We start from the raw sequence: 15,160 nt of genomic DNA, 5'->3' as shown, positions 1-15,160 counted from the left end.
CCAACAGATGATGCCGTCATGAAATCAGTGTATCTCGCATTAAAAGAAGCTACTAAAAAATGGACAATGCCAATTCAAAATTGGGGTATTGTTCTTAACCAGTTTATGCTTATTTTTGAACAAAGGCTCAGATTATAAATCCAAGCCTTAACTTTTTAACTTACACACTTTGTGGGATAGTGTCTTTAATAGCCTACATTTAGTATTTCGTTAAGAACTTTTATCAAACATTCATATCTCTATATCTTCCAAGCTGTAGCTTTGAGGATTTATCTTTGCATAAAATGAAAAATCGTTTTCTCATTTTTAGACCCTTTCATACCAAGTATGATTGGCCGCCAACTCTGTTAATGTTCTAACACAAGATATATCATAACAAAGATATTTTTCATAAGTTAAATTTATCAATGCTAATTCATATTATCTTACGGCTTCCGGAAAACACAAAAATAAAACCGTCCTAAAATTTTCAATCCGTATTTTTACAGAACTTCTTAAAGATTTCGAAAATTTTCTCACAAAAATAATCCCAACTTTAGTCGGGATTTATCAATTATATTGTATTCTTAAACTATATTCCAACCATTTTAAAAAAGCTGGCTAGAGTTAGATTTCTGGCATGGCAAATTCGCATTATCGTGAGAAGAGCAATTTGATAATCTTTATCGTCTTTTATTCTTCGGACGGTCTTTTCATCTATATTATGATCTACTGCAAATTTGCTGTTATTGTTCATAGGGATAACCCATTCATCCCTTATAAATTCAACAATTTTTCTATTTGCTTTTGTCATGGAAACAAATAAATTACTTATTCTTATAAAAATCTCGGACTTAAATCCGAATTTTTGCAATTTTTTCCTACATTTATAAAAAAATAAAAACACATGAAAAAAAGCAGAAACTTTAATTCCCGGTTTCGGGCAGATAAAAAAAACTCCGGGTTGCAGCTGATGGAAACATTCTTTCAGTTCAATGAGCTGGATGTTTCCAAAGAAAGGCTCAGCAATATTATGAATTATGCCGTAAAGAGAAATAGCTGGATCAATGAAGATCCGGCGGTGATCTTTGAGTTTCACCAGTCGATGAGGTCGTTAATCCGCGCAGGTTACCTCATGATGCTGAAGGAAAGAAAATGGACGGTTGATGCCGGATCGGAAAAGATTTCCCCGTGGGTTCTTGGTCTGCTTTCGGAGAAGGAATACCGGAATCCTCTGCTGGTTTTCAAAAAAGCATTCAGTGCATACACCATCAAAGAATTTGATTATTTTATGTCCGGAATCGTCTATTTCTCCATGGGCGTCTATGAAAATTTGCCGGAAAGGAATATGGTGATGCCTTACATCCATACCGTGAAAATGCTGGATGCCGCACATCTTATTCTTCAAAGAAGAAGAGAAAAGAAGATGGCTGAGACCAGTTCAGAAGAACAAGGTTGAGTGTAAATAAAAAGCAGGGAGTTGTGGATACAGGTGATTAATCTGCTATAACCTATTTTTCTGACGCAAAGATTTCTATTTTTGAAACTGTTGGTGATAAGATAGCAAAGTATAGAATCAACTTCGTTGCTTCGCTGAAGCTTATGGATAAGCGTACCACTTCATCAGCGACAAAGTCGCATTGCTTTACACTTAATTAAAGCAGAATTATTAATAGAAACTTTGCGTTACTCTTTTCAAAAATGATTTTATAAATTCCTGAAAGGTAGCGCAAAGTTTCTGTATAAAATAGACCTTGTTTTATTTGTAATGAGCTGGTAAACAGTCGATGTATCAATTGGTTATGATAAAGGATATGAATAACATCCGTTTCATAGCGCCTGTCTTATTATTGTGCTTTTACCTGCTCCAGCTTTATGAATATTTTAGAAAGGTTGGGCTGGGCATTACCTGAAGTGGGAGCTCCTACCATAATGGTTGCGGTATAAGCGGTTTTTGAAGAAGCATTACTGTCTATCCAGGTATATCTTCTATGTTCAGGTCCGCCGCCGGATCCATCTATAATCCCTATATTCCCCCAGTACGCGTTCCCCATTGCCCCTGTGCCCTGAGGGAACCAGCTGGTTGATGAGTCTGCCATACCACCCCATACACCTGAAGTAATATTGTTTGTGGTTACAGCTGAACCAATATAGCCTCCATATTCGGTATTATAATTCCAATACAGACTAACGGTGGAACCTGTATTATTAAATAATTGTACGTTAGGATTGGCAAGGGTTGTACCACTTGTAGTATCAAATATTACCCTGATAGAATATTTACCATCCGGGCTGGCAAGAGGTAAAGTATAGGCTTGTTTCCCATTGGGGTCGGTTGTTAGGGTAGGGTATCCCATCACAGCTACAGATGAAATGTCGGCACGGCTGGTATTTCCTACTGTAGCGGTACAGTTTTGTACTGCTGTTAAGAAAGGAACTGCAGTGCTGGTTATAGGAAGACTCATGTCATTGTTGGTGGTAGGAGTTCCACTCACGGAGAAAACCAGTTCGCCACCACCAAATTCCAACGTTCCGGGTCTTAGCTGAAACGTTAATCCGTTTACTGTAAAAGGAGTACCGGAATTATACGAACCTCCGTTTCCCCCGGTATAAGTAATTCTCAGGTTTCCGCTGTAAGGAGTACCGGCAGTATAAGTAGCAGGGTTTAGGTAAGCTGTAGTACATTGTAATGCAGAAATGGCGGGAGCGATGGCATTGGTTGCCTGTGTCAGTCTCTGCCATACTGTTCCATCAAAGTAATAATAGCCAGTAGCAGTAACATTGATACGCTGTCCTGCTGCATCTCCGCCAGTGATATCGGTAATATAAATTAATGCTCCTGTTTGATCGCTGCCATAGGTAGCCGTATTGGCGGTAAGCTCAGCTCTGGTAAGCCTTGGAGCCTGTAATCCGAATGTTTGTGTGTTATTCGTAATCAGTCCCGAATTATCTCTTGTAGCAGATACATCCAATGTTGTTTTGGGTGAGGATGTATTAATACCTACTTGGGCAAATGAGATTCCGGAAATAAAAATAGCACTGAATTGTATAAATTTTGTTTTCATATGGAGGCGTGATTTTGTATAAGTCAAATGTAGCTTTTTTTTATGAAAAATTAATAAAAAACCGCTTTAATTAATAAAAATTAATTAATTAGTAATATTATGTTTTATTTTTGTGTTTCATATTGGTTTAAAGTTGTCTATATCAAATTCTGTTTTTTATCTGCATCACATTATTTTCTGACGCAAAGCTTACATTTTTGAAACTGTTGATTGTAAAAGAACAAAGGATAAAATTAACGAAGTTGCTTCGTTGAAACATACGTATAAGCATCCCGCTTCATTATTAAGTCACAAAAGTTATTATTAAAGTTTAAACAACATCATTGTTAATGCTTTAGAAAGTGTAAGAAAATACAACACCATTACGTTCACATATGATGAAGATCTTTGATTATCAACAAAGCTTCAGGGTACTTCTTACAGACAAAGTAAATAACTTAAATATTTAAAAGCTTTTGTTGCTTTTGTAGTTTAAAAAAAGTTAAAACAGCTTTTTTGTGAAATTTACAGTCTGATTCTTTTATGTTTGAAAGAAAAACGATTTACTTATATTTGCTCTGCAAAGCAAATTCAAATGTTCAAAAAAGTAATTACCGTATGTGTCCTTAGCTTTTATTCGGTTTTTTGTTCGGCCCAGCAGGTTCGGCCTTCCAAATCATCTGAAATTTACCGCGAACTCAAAACCCTTAAACACCTTCCTAAAGTTTTATACCTTGCGGCTCATCCCGATGATGAGAATACAGGATTGCTCTCCTGGTTAATCAACGATCAAAATGTAGAAACGGGCTATTTATCTTTAACAAGAGGAGATGGAGGTCAGAATTTATTAGGTACAGAGCAGGGAGCTGCATTGGGGTTAATCAGAACTCATGAGCTTTTGGAGGCAAGAAAGTTAGATGGCGCCCAACAGTTTTTTACCCGTGCCATTGATTTCGGATTCTCTAAAAATACTACTGATACTTTTAAACAGTGGGATGCAGACAGCATTACTGCGGATGTAGTTTGGGTAATCCGTCAATTCCGTCCTGATGTTATCATTTGTCGTTTTCCTCCTACTGCTGCTGCGGGCCACGGACAACATGCGGCTTCTGCGGTGGTTGCAGAAAAAGCTTTTAAGCTGGCAGGCGATAAAACAGCTTTCCCGGATCAGCTGAAATATGTTAATACATGGCAGCCAAAACGCGTATTGTGGAATACTTTTCGGTTTGGCGAGGTTAATACCACCGCAGAAAATCAACTGAAAGTTACCGTTGGGCAATATGATGCTCAGCTGGGAATGGGCTATGGTGAATTGGCAGGATTAAGCAGGAGTTTACACAAAAGCCAGGGTGCAGGAACACAGTCTGTGGCCGGCATCAGAACTGAATATTTTTCCCACGTTATCGGTGAGCACGCAAAAGCAACACTATTTGATGGAGTAACAAAGACGTGGACCTCACAGGGAAACGCTGATATTGACCAGGCATTGGATAAAATTATTTCCGCTTTTAATTTCAATAATCCTGATCTTAGCTTACCTGCTTTGCTTGCTTTGCGAAAAAAGGTCATGGCAATCAAAGATGCAGATCTGAAAAGGGATAAAATGAAATCTCTCGACAATATCATTGTAAGCTGTGCCGGATTTATGGGTGAGGCAGTTACCAGCCAAGCTGAAGCTGTTGCCGGCGAGCATTACAATTTCAGGTTAAATCTGATTTCAAGAACTGCAAATCCTGTTGTTTTAGAGAATGTAAAATGGATAAGTCAATCAGAGAGTTTTAATAGAGAGCTATCAAAAGATTCTTTAATTACCATTCAGCATACCATTCAGATTCCTGCTGATGCATCACTCACAGAACCTTACTGGCTTTCAAAACCACCTGCGGACGCAGCCACTTTTTCTGTTCCCAATGATACGTTAATCGGTTTGCCTGAGGCAGAATCACCCCTGAATGTTTTGCTTGGTTTAAAAATCGGTTCAGAAAAGTTTCAGGTTAAACTTCCTTTATCTTTCAAGAAATTAGATCCGGTTCGTGGCGATGTGGTTGAAGCCTTGCGTATAGTTCCTGCCCTGGAACTGAAATTTACACAACCACTTTATCTTGTCAAAGAAAATGAAGATTTACACTTGAGTTTAAATGTTAAGGTGAATTCTGACAAACAGTACAATAAAAGTACTCTGAATCTGATGTATAACGGAGAACGGTTGGGCAGCGCAGACATAAATTCAGCAAAAGGTAAAGATTTTACCGTGGATTACGTTATTCCAAAAGCTAAGCTGGCTTCTATACACTCATCTCGTTTGCAATTGGATGCCGGTTTTCTTGCGGATGGAGTAACTTATAATAAAAAACAGATATTAATTCAATACCCGCATCTGCCTTCCTTACAATATTTTGCTCCTGCAACCGTCGTTGTAATGAAAGGAGATATTCAGGCTAAGGTTAAAAAAGTGGGTTATATAGAAGGCGCTGGAGATTTCATTCCTGAGTTTCTACGTATCGCAGGAGTTCAGGTAGATGTCCTTAAAGACGAAGATTTTTATGGTAACTTGGATGAGTCTGCTGGAAACGGCAGTCCAAACAAGCTATGGCAATATGATGCCATAGTGCTGGGTGTTCGTGCCAATAACACAGAAAAAAAACTGGGCCGCTGGATGCCTTTTTTATGGTCTTATGCAAAGGGTGGGGGGAATCTGGTGATGCAGTATAACACCAATCAGGATACAACCGTTAACCAATTGGGAATGTACAGTTTCAGTGTTGGCAATAAGCGTGTTACTGAAGAGAATGCAGCCGTTACGTTTTTAAATCCCAATCATAAATTACTGAACTTTCCGAACAAAATTACTATGGATGATTTTACAAGCTGGGTACAGGAACGTGGCGCCTATTTTCCTGCTCAATGGGATGCCGCATATGAACCGCTTTTTGAAATGAATGATACTGGTGAAGAGCCTCTGAAGGGATCAACTTTATATGCCCGATACGGAAAGGGTAATTTTATTTATACATCGCTGGCATTTTTCAGGCAACTGCCTGCGGGAAATGTTGGGGCGGCACGTTTATTTTTAAACTTTTTATCTGCACAGAAAAACTGATGAACAAGCAATTTAAAAATTGGAATACCTGGTATATACTAATGGTTGTTGCATTAGTATTGCAGATCACATTTTATTATGGGTTTACTAAATTCTGGGCATGAGTACTATAGATTGGACAGTTCTTATTGTTACACTTGTTGCAGTGGTGGTTTACGGCGTATTCATCGGTCGTGGTCAGAAAAGCAACGAATCCTACCTGAAAGCAGATAATAAAATGCCCTGGTACATTGTGCTTATCGGTATTATGGCTACGCAGGCAAGTGCCATTACATTTCTTTCAGCACCGGGACAGGCTTATACAGACGGAATGCGTTTTGTGCAGTATTATTTTGGTCTGCCTTTGGCGATGATTGTGATCTGTATTACTTTCATCCCGATTTTTCAGCGCTTGAATGTGTATACGGCCTATGAATATTTAGAAAATCGTTTTGATAAAAAAACAAGGGTACTCACTTCACTGTTATTCCTTTTTTCCAGAGGTTTATCAACGGGAATCAGCATTTACGCTCCAAGTATCATCTTATCAAGCGTTTTAAACTGGAATATTTATTTAACGAATGTCTTAACAGGGGGTATTCTGCTGATTTATACCTATGTTGGCGGAGCAAAAGCGATCGCTCACACTCAAAAATTACAGTTTCTCATTATTCTGGGAACAATGGCTTTTGCAGGCTATCTGCTCATTCAGAATATGCCGAATGGAATTGGCTTTAATGATGCACTTTATCTTGCGGGGAAATCCGGAAAGCTGAACGTAATTACTACAGAATTCGACTGGAAAGATAAATACAATATTTGGAGCGGCTTAATTGGTGGCTTTTTTCTGGCACTTTCGTACTTCGGTACAGACCAGAGCCAGGTTGGGAGATATATTACCGCGAAAGACAATACCAATGCGAAAATGGGTCTGCTGTTGAACGGATTGGTCAAAATTCCGATGCAGTTTGCTATTCTTCTTATCGGTGCTTTACTTTTCGCTTTCTTTTCTCTTAAACCGGCTCCGATTTATTTTAACGAACGTTCCTATCAATACTTAAAGGAAACAAAACCTGAACAGGCTGCGGTTTTTGAAAAAGAACATCAGGATTTACAAATAAAATTTAATGCAGAATCGAAAGAAATTTTAAGGCTTAAAGAAGCTCATTCTCCTCAGCTTACAAAAACAATTCAGGATTTTAAAAATACACAAACAGAAGTAAAAGCATTGCACGGCAGGGTAGAGGAAGCGATCAATAAATCAAACTATAATGCGGAGAAAACGGATACGAATTACATTTTCCTGTATTTCGTGAAAAATACACTGCCTGTAGGGATGATCGGTTTACTGTTTGCCGTCATTTTTCTGGCCAGCTGGGGTTCCATTTCGGCAGCACTGAACTCCCTTGCCGCCTGCTCATTAAAAGATGTTCATTTGATATTCAGCAAAGAAATTCCTGATGAAAAAACCGAACTGAAGTACAGCCGTCTGCATACGTTGGCCTGGGGTATTTTCTCAATCGGAGTAGCCATGTTTGCCACACAGATGGGTTCTCTCATTGAGGCGGTTAATGTATTGGGTTCTCTTTTCTACGGCCCGATATTGGGAATTTTTCTTGTCGCATTTTACTATAAAAAAATCAATGGCTCAAATGTATTTATTTCTGCAGTTTTATCAGAAATTACAGTTATTGCCGTTTATCAGTTTGATATCATTTCATTCCTTTGGCTTAATGTAATTGGTGCAGCGGCAGTTATTATATTTTCGGCAATCATAATGCTGTTTTATAAACAGAAAGTAGTAAATTCGTAAACAAACAATAACAAAAATAAACAAATAAAAATAGTATGAAAACAATGATTAAATCTGCTACCGTACTTTTTGCTGCCGTAACACTTTCAGTGAATGCCTTTGCACAGGAGGCTAAAAAACCTGCCAGCCCTCCGGCTACGGCTACGGGAAAAATTAAAGATGCAACTATTACAATAGCCTATAGCAGTCCTTCTGTAAAAGGACGTACAATATGGGGCGGTTTAGAAGCTTATGATAAAGTTTGGCGTGCGGGTGCTAATGAAGCAACTACTTTTGAAACGGATAAAGATATTACTGTTCAGGGTAAAAAACTACCTGCAGGTAAATACAGCTTTTTCTTAATCCCTAAACAGAGCGGAACCTGGACTGCGATTTTTAATAAAGAACCAAAACAGTGGGGCGCTTATAAATACGAACAAGCTAAAGATGCTTTACGTGTAGAGGTAAAAACAAAAGCTTTACCAGCCACACAGGAAAATCTGGTGTATAAAATAAACAATAATGGATTTACTATGGATTGGGATAAAATCTCAGTTCCTGTAGAGATAAAATAAATAGAAGAACTGAAAATCCCGGTTAATCCGGGATTTTTTTTGTTTAAAGTTTTGAATTGTATCAAAGATTACCATTGAGACCGTTCTATTTCGTTTATTTAAACAGAATAAACATTTTGTCTTTTTAATTGAGTCAACGGGCGTATCTTCAAACACTTTTATAGATGATTTAATTCTTTTAAGCTTTATTAAACAGGAATTAGGGATCCTCAATAAAGCCTTTTAAGAACCAGACAATTCAAAGATTTTGTCAATATCTAAACTTCTGTATTCTGAATATACATGTGAATGAAAATCATTCAATTTTCTGAGCAATTCTAAAAGTTCTGCTTTTTCTTTATTTTCAAGCTTGCCTGCAAGAATTCTGGACGTCATATTCACTTTTTCAACGGAACGGTGGAAATAATCTTCTCCTTTTTCGGTGATGTTGAGGCGTTTACTCCTTTTATCCTCAATATCGTTCTTTTCCTCGATTAGGTCATATTCCAGAAGACGTTTGATAATCTGCGTTCCGGTCTGTTTTTCGTGTCCGTTTCTTTCAATCAGCTGAATTTTAGTGAGATTCGGTTCGTCTTTCAGCCGGTAGAGATAGGTGAATTCTTCATTGGCCAATTCAGGGAAATTATGAAGGCCTTTTCTGATCAATTGTTTAGAATACCGTCCCAAAAGTAAAACCTGTTTGCAGATTTCATTTTCTGTAAAAGAAACCTGATGCTTTTCATTTTTAAAAAGCTTTGTCGGGCTTTCCGTTCTGTATTTTTTATCATTCAGCCACAAGCGGAAATCCTCAACAGTGGAGTGAGGTTTATAGGCTTCGGAGCTTTCAAATTCTTTTACCTGATGCAGTAAATCAATGAAAAAGTCAGTATTCATAGCGCAAATTTAAGCTAAATATTTTTTCTGTAATTACAGTTTTACACTTCCCATTCCGCCGTCAATTCCAATAACCTGCCCTGTGATCCAGGAAGATCTGTCCGAAACCAAAAAAGCCGTAATTTCCGCAATTTCTTCAGCAGTTCCCACTCTCTGTAACGGATGTCTTTTCGCAGAAGCTTCTCTTTTTTCCGGGGTTGATAAAAGTTGTGATGCCAGATTCGTGTCCGTTAAAGAAGGTGCAATGGCATTGACCCTGATTTTCTGGCCCGAAAATTCTGCCGCTAAGCTTTTCGTAAGACCTTCCACAGCATTTTTACTTGCCGCAATAGAAGCGTGAAAAGGCATTCCGAGTTTTGCAGCGACCGAACTGAAAAGAACAACCGATGCACTTTCAGATTTTTTAAGATGGGGCAAAAGCTTCTGAATAATTTTAACTGCTCCTAAAACATTGATTTCAAAATCATTTTTAAAATCATCCAAAGAAAGCCGGTTGAAAGGTTTCAAATTAATGCTGCCTGGCGCATAAACCAATCCGTCAATAACATCCGGAAAGCTGATTTCATCTAAATTTCCCGAAAGAATGTCCATGGTATGGAATTCAATATTCGGATGATTCAGTTCCGGATTTTCTGTTCTGGAAATTCCGATGATTTTGTTTTCTTGTGCAAGGTTGTTTGCCGTTGCCAGTCCGATACCTTTTCCACAACCGATGATGACGATATTTTTCATATGCAGATATTTATTGTTTTTTAAGATCACATGGAATCGCTGTATCTTCATTGGTGTTTGAGCAAGCTAATAATGGCGATTTCATAATGATTTATTTTTGATATTTTAACGCTATGAGCGTAGACTTTTTTAATTTGAGACACTTCGACAAGCTCATTGTGACAACTCTTATACTTTTTGCTTAATTATTTCTCTACTGTCAGGCTGAGCTTGTCGAAGCCATTTACATCAAACTTTTATGCTCTTTTGAACAACTAACTTATTTGTAAACTATTCTTTTATGGTAGGATTAATTACCTTTTGGATATTTTATTATTGCTGATCATCCGTTGTCTGCTGCATTTAAAGCGGTTGATTTCTTCGCTTCTTTTTTTCAGATGTTTCTGGCTCACTCCGGAGTTCACTCTTTTTCTCCACAGCTTAAAACTGGATTCTTTCAGCTCCGAACGCATCAGTTCAATCACTTCCGATTCGCTCATTCCAAACTGAAATTGTATGGCTTCAAACGGCGTTCTGTCTTCCCACGCCATTTCGATGATTCTGTCGATTTGTTGTATGTTGAGGTTTTTATTCATTTTTTTGTTTTTTTAACTGAAATAGTTCATGATGATATCTCTTATACTAACTTTTATTCTGCTTTGTCAGGCTGAGCTTATCGAAGCCTTTTTTTCTTTTTCAGGATTTATATTCAAACATTTCTTGCGTGGCTAAAAGAATCATTTAACATTCCCAATAAACTTCTTTGCTGTTTTAACATGCTGCTTTCTCTTTTCTTCCGGCATCTTCTCCAGCGTTCTCAGCATCATTCCCAGTCTTGGATTTTGGGCAAAGAAATCCTGATGGTCATTAATAAAATTCCAGAATAGGGCATCCCATTGTTCCGCCCAGTCTCCGTTGCTGTAATCACTCATCTTTTTAATGTAATTGCTTCCGCTGATGTAAGGTTTGGTGCTCATTTTTCCGCCATCCGAATAGCTGCTCATTCCATACACATTCGGAACCATCACCCAATCGTAAGAATCAATGAACATTTCCATAAACCACTGATAAACCTCATCGGCACTGAACTGACAGAGATTCATGAAATTGGCAAAAATCATCAGTCTTTCGATGTGATGGGCATAGCCGGTTTTCAGAATTTTCTGAAGTGTACTGTCAATCGGCCGGATTCCAGTTTGGGCAGTATAAAAAGATCCCGGAAGTTTCTGCTGATGTTTCCAGTAATTTTTATTTCGCTGATACGTTCCCTGATAAACATAAACGCCCCGTACAAATTCCCGCCAACCCAAAATCTGGCGCACAAAACCTTCCAGAGAATTCACCGGAATATGATTCTCCTGTGCAAATGATATTGCTTTTTCCAGAACATTTTCAGGCGTTAAAAGTCCGATATTCATCAACGGAGAAAGGACGCTGTGATGGAGAAAATGTTCTTTTTCCACAATGCTGTCTTCATAAATACCAAACTCGTGGAATCGGTTCTCAAGAAACTGTTCCAGCCATTGCCCGGCTTCTTTAAAAGTGGTCGGGTAGAGCTGCTCATCGCTCAGGGTCCCGTGATTTTTGGCGAAATGTTTCTCAGTATATTGTTTCGCTTCTTCATAAAAGTCATTGTTTCGCGGGAAATAAATAGCAGGAGCTTTTTTGTTCTTCGGATATTTTTTGCGGTTTTCTGTGTCGTAGGTCCATTTTCCGCCCAAAGGTTTTCCGGCTTTCATCAGAATATTTCGCTTGATTCTCTGCTGTTTGTAAAAATCGGTCTGATGATAAGCTTTTTTGTCTTCAAAATAATCTTTCAGATCTTCTTTGGTATTGATGAAAAGCGGACTTTCCAGCATTTCGAGTTCCAGTTTTGTCTTTCCGAGCCTTTTTTCCAGCCAGTTGTCGCAGACATCAGTTGTTTTTATGGTTTTAAAATCTTCTTTTTCAAGCTTTTGAATTAAATTTCTGAGGTCTGAAAATTTCGATGAGCTTTCGATATATTCAACTTCAAAACCTGCTTTTTTCAGCTCATTTTCATAAAATTTCATGGTTGCCCGGTGAAACGCAATCTTCTGTTTATGAAAAGAATATTGTTTAAAAAACAGAAATTCCTCTACCAGAAATACAGGCTGATTTTTATCCAGATAATCCACATCCTCAAAAAGCTGATGTGGAAAAATCAATTGAGCGGTATGTTTTACTGTTTGATCCATAATCTTCTGAATTCCTGGCGGGAATCATACATTTCTGCCTGTTTCTCGGGATTGAAAGTTCTGTTACGGTTATCATTTCCGACTCCGGCGAGATACATCCAGTTGCCATAATTGCTGTGAACATCGTAATCAATAAGCATTTCCTCAAAATAAGCCGCTCCAATTCTCCAGTCCTGTTTCAGGATTTTGCAGAAGTAGGAAGCCGCATTCTGACGACCGCGATTGCTCATCCAGCCCGTATTTTTCAGTTCAAGCATATTCGCATTCACAAAATCGGAATCAGTTTCTCCATCTTTCCATTTTTGAATCAATATTTTATTTTTTTCGGCAAAATAACTCTGATGATTGATTCCGTTTTTTTGGAAAATTAAATCTTTGTACTGTAAAGAAATATACCTGAAAAAATCCCGCCACAGCAGTTCAAAAACCAGCCAATACGTTGAATCATTAGCTCCGAACTCTTTTTCATATTTTTTAATTTCATAATAAATCGTTACCGCAGAAAGACTTCCGTCCGAAAGCCATGCTGAAAATTTTGAACTGTAATCTGTTCCCGCCAAACCGTTTCGTGTGTCTTTATATCTGCTCAGATTCTGTGTTTCCGGGAAATAATAATGTAATCTTTTCAAAGCTGCATTTTCTCCGCCGGAAAAAGGGAAGGCTGTTCTTTTATCGGTTTCAAAAGCTTCAAAACCTAATATTTTCAAAGAAATTTCATCACTTTTCAGGTGAATATCTGCTTTGTCATACATGTCATTTTCCGATGCAAATTCAGGACGAATCAGGAGATTTTTTTCAATTTTCTGTCTGAACGTTGTGAAAAGCAACGGAATGTTATCCAAAGCTTTAAATGCAAAAAGCGGATGTACCAAAAACTGAGAATACGATTTTTCCCAAATTGCAGACGGAACAGCTTTTTCAATTTTAGCCTGTAATTCAACTTCCTCTTTTGTCCATTCTTCCTGACAGAAAATCTTAACTACTTCAAATTCTTTGGAAATGTCTTTGAAAATATCTGCCGTTTTTCCGTATTTAACTAAAAAAGAAATCTTTTGTTTGGCTAAATTCTGTTTTAAATTTTCAACCGTTTCTAGCAGGAATTTGGCTCTGAATTTAGCAATTCTTCTACAGCCGGACTGCTTTTGAGCAAAAAATTCACAATCAAAAACATAGACGGCAAGAAAAGGTAGATCTTCCTGCATCGCGTTGTATAAGGATTCTGAATCTCTCGTTCTTAAATCTTTGGTGAACCAGAGGATGTTGATTTTTTGTTTTTCCGGCATCTTTCGCTGCAATATTTTACATCGTCCCAGTTTTTCTTCCACTTTTTCCGCCAGCTGAAAGGCAGTCCGCAGACTTCACAGATTTTGGACGGTAATCCTGAAGGCATATTTCTATAGTTTTTATTTTTGACTTCGCTCTTTCCTGATTCTGCTAAAGACACTTTGATAAGCTCAGGGCGGCAACTCTAATACTTTTCGCTTCATTATTTCTCTACTGTCAGGCTGAGCTTGTTGAAGTCTTTATTTATTCTTTAAAAAATTACTTTAAGGAGTTTTTAAAATTATTAATTACCACGTCTTTCGATTTCAAATCATGCATCATGTTATACAGTCCGAAAAACGTTCGGTTCAGGTAAATGAAATGTCTGGAACCGCGGTTGGTGTTCATTCCTTTCATATCACTTGCTTTTGCATATTTTTGCCCCAGATCGGCGATTTCCTGAAAGAAAGATTCATCAGAAAAATCGAATTTTTCCTTGTTAAAAGGTCTTGTAAATAATTCAAGCAATTCATAGAAAAGTTTGGCAAAAAACTCTTTTTCCTGTGGAGAATCTTCTTCGCGGAGAATTTCCAGTGTGAATAATTTTTCACGGAAAATTTCAGGATCTTTAAGATTTTCTTCTTTAGCCAATTCAAAATACGGAATGTAGAAATCTTCCGGAATCTCTTTGATACAGCCAAAATCGATCACCAACAATTCCTTATTTTCCGAAATCAGGAAATTTCCCGGATGCGGATCTGCGTGAACTTTTTTCAGGACATGCATCTGATACATATAAAAATCCCAAAGGGTCTGTCCGATTTTGTTCAGATCTTCCTGCGAATTCTGTCTTTTGGTAAATTCTGAAAAATGAATTCCCGACATCCAATCCATAGTAATGATTTTCTCACAAGAATATTTGGGATAATAATGCGGAAATTTTACATTCGGAAGATGACTGCATGCTTCTGCAAAATGCTGACTTCTTTTAAGTTCCAGATTGTAATCGGTTTCTTCAAACAATTTGTCTTCCACTTCCTGAAAATAAGATTCCGACCCTTCTTTTTTGATATTGAACATTTTCATGGCAATCGGTTTTACCATTTTAAGGTCACTAGAGATACTTTCTCTTACGCCTGGATACTGGATTTTAACTGCCAGTTTCTGACCTTCCTTTTTTGCGGTATGAACCTGTCCGATACTTGCTGCATTGACTGATTCGGCGGAAAATTCATCAAAAATATCTTCCGGATTTTTCCCGAAATATTTTCTGAATGTTTTCTTCACCAATGCGCCCGACAAAGGCGGAACGGAAAACTGTGAAAGCGAAAATTTCTCTACGTATTCTACCGGAAGGATATTTTTTTCCATACTCAGCATTTGAGCAACTTTGAGCGCGGAACCTTTCAGCTCTTTCAGAGAATCGTAAATATCTGTTGCGTTGTCCTCATTTAATATTTTACGTGCTTCATCTTCGTCTTTTGTTATTTTGTTTCCGTAGTATTTCAGATAATTGACTCCTACTTTTGCACCAGCTTTCAAGAGACTGCTCGTCCGTTCAATTTTTCCTGTGGGGATTTTATCTAATGTTTTCATTTTTACATTTTGTTTATTGTGTTTTTAAGCGT

12 protein-coding genes and 1 pseudogene are annotated in these 15,160 nt (G+C 37.7%); 5 read left to right on the top strand and 8 right to left on the bottom strand.

Annotated features, from left to right (window positions below):
* Window positions 1–138, top strand: a pseudogene (locus BW946_RS21730) (IS256 family transposase); the annotation flags it as partial.
* 748 nt (window positions 139–886) lie between these two features.
* Window positions 887–1,438, top strand: coding sequence for a hypothetical protein (locus BW946_RS19870; RefSeq protein ID WP_076597829.1), 552 nt, complete (start codon window positions 887–889; stop codon window positions 1,436–1,438).
* A gap of 388 nt (window positions 1,439–1,826) precedes the next feature.
* Here BW946_RS19870 and BW946_RS19865 read toward each other — a convergent pair whose 3' ends face one another.
* Window positions 1,827–3,044, bottom strand: a complete 1,218-nt coding sequence (locus BW946_RS19865) for a hypothetical protein (RefSeq protein WP_076597828.1) — start codon at window positions 3,042–3,044, stop codon at window positions 1,827–1,829.
* Between the two features lie 574 nt (window positions 3,045–3,618).
* Here BW946_RS19865 and BW946_RS19860 point away from each other — a divergent pair.
* From BW946_RS19860 to BW946_RS19850, 3 genes are all read left to right on the top strand, one after another.
* Complete coding sequence (locus BW946_RS19860; RefSeq protein ID WP_076597827.1) at window positions 3,619–6,123, top strand: PIG-L family deacetylase; 2,505 nt, start codon at window positions 3,619–3,621, stop codon at window positions 6,121–6,123.
* 100 nt (window positions 6,124–6,223) lie between these two features.
* Window positions 6,224–7,915, top strand: coding sequence for a sodium:solute symporter family protein (locus BW946_RS19855; RefSeq protein WP_076597826.1), 1,692 nt, complete (start codon window positions 6,224–6,226; stop codon window positions 7,913–7,915).
* A gap of 35 nt (window positions 7,916–7,950) precedes the next feature.
* Entirely contained in the window at window positions 7,951–8,469 is a 519-nt protein-coding gene (locus BW946_RS19850; protein WP_076597825.1) for a DUF2911 domain-containing protein, read from the top strand.
* Window positions 8,470–8,691: 222 nt separating this feature from the next.
* Here the strand turns inward: BW946_RS19850 and BW946_RS19845 are convergent, their stop codons facing one another.
* From BW946_RS19845 to BW946_RS19815, 7 genes are all read right to left on the bottom strand, one after another.
* Window positions 8,692–9,342, bottom strand: a complete 651-nt coding sequence (locus BW946_RS19845; protein WP_076597824.1) for a MarR family winged helix-turn-helix transcriptional regulator — start codon at window positions 9,340–9,342, stop codon at window positions 8,692–8,694.
* A 33-nt stretch (window positions 9,343–9,375) separates the two neighbouring features.
* Window positions 9,376–10,074: an SDR family NAD(P)-dependent oxidoreductase gene (locus BW946_RS19840; protein ID WP_076597823.1), complete on the bottom strand. Its 699-nt coding sequence runs from the start codon at window positions 10,072–10,074 to the stop codon at window positions 9,376–9,378.
* A gap of 293 nt (window positions 10,075–10,367) precedes the next feature.
* Window positions 10,368–10,649: a TIGR03643 family protein gene (locus BW946_RS19835; protein ID WP_076597822.1), complete on the bottom strand. Its 282-nt coding sequence runs from the start codon at window positions 10,647–10,649 to the stop codon at window positions 10,368–10,370.
* Between the two features lie 141 nt (window positions 10,650–10,790).
* A complete protein-coding gene (locus BW946_RS19830; RefSeq protein WP_076597821.1) occupies window positions 10,791–12,269 on the bottom strand; it encodes a cryptochrome/photolyase family protein in 1,479 nt (492 codons plus the stop codon).
* Entirely contained in the window at window positions 12,254–13,552 is a 1,299-nt protein-coding gene (locus BW946_RS19825; RefSeq protein ID WP_076597820.1) for a DASH family cryptochrome, read from the bottom strand. Before BW946_RS19825 ends, BW946_RS19830 begins: the two co-directional genes overlap by 16 nt.
* The gene (locus BW946_RS19820) at window positions 13,504–13,659 is read right to left on the bottom strand and encodes a DUF2256 domain-containing protein (RefSeq protein ID WP_076597833.1); all 156 of its coding nucleotides are present in this window, start codon (window positions 13,657–13,659) and stop codon (window positions 13,504–13,506) included. Before BW946_RS19820 ends, BW946_RS19825 begins: the two co-directional genes overlap by 49 nt.
* Window positions 13,660–13,811: 152 nt before the next feature.
* Window positions 13,812–15,128, bottom strand: coding sequence for an ABC1 kinase family protein (locus tag BW946_RS19815; protein ID WP_076597819.1), 1,317 nt, complete (start codon window positions 15,126–15,128; stop codon window positions 13,812–13,814).
* Between the last annotated feature and the right edge of the window lie 32 nt (window positions 15,129–15,160).

Origin of the sequence: Chryseobacterium sp. RU33C (genome assembly GCF_900156015.1) — a bacterium.
Classification (GTDB): domain Bacteria; phylum Bacteroidota; class Bacteroidia; order Flavobacteriales; family Weeksellaceae; genus Chryseobacterium; species Chryseobacterium candidae.
Note: the sequence above shows the minus strand (reverse complement) of the source record. Positions and strands in the feature narration are given on the sequence as shown.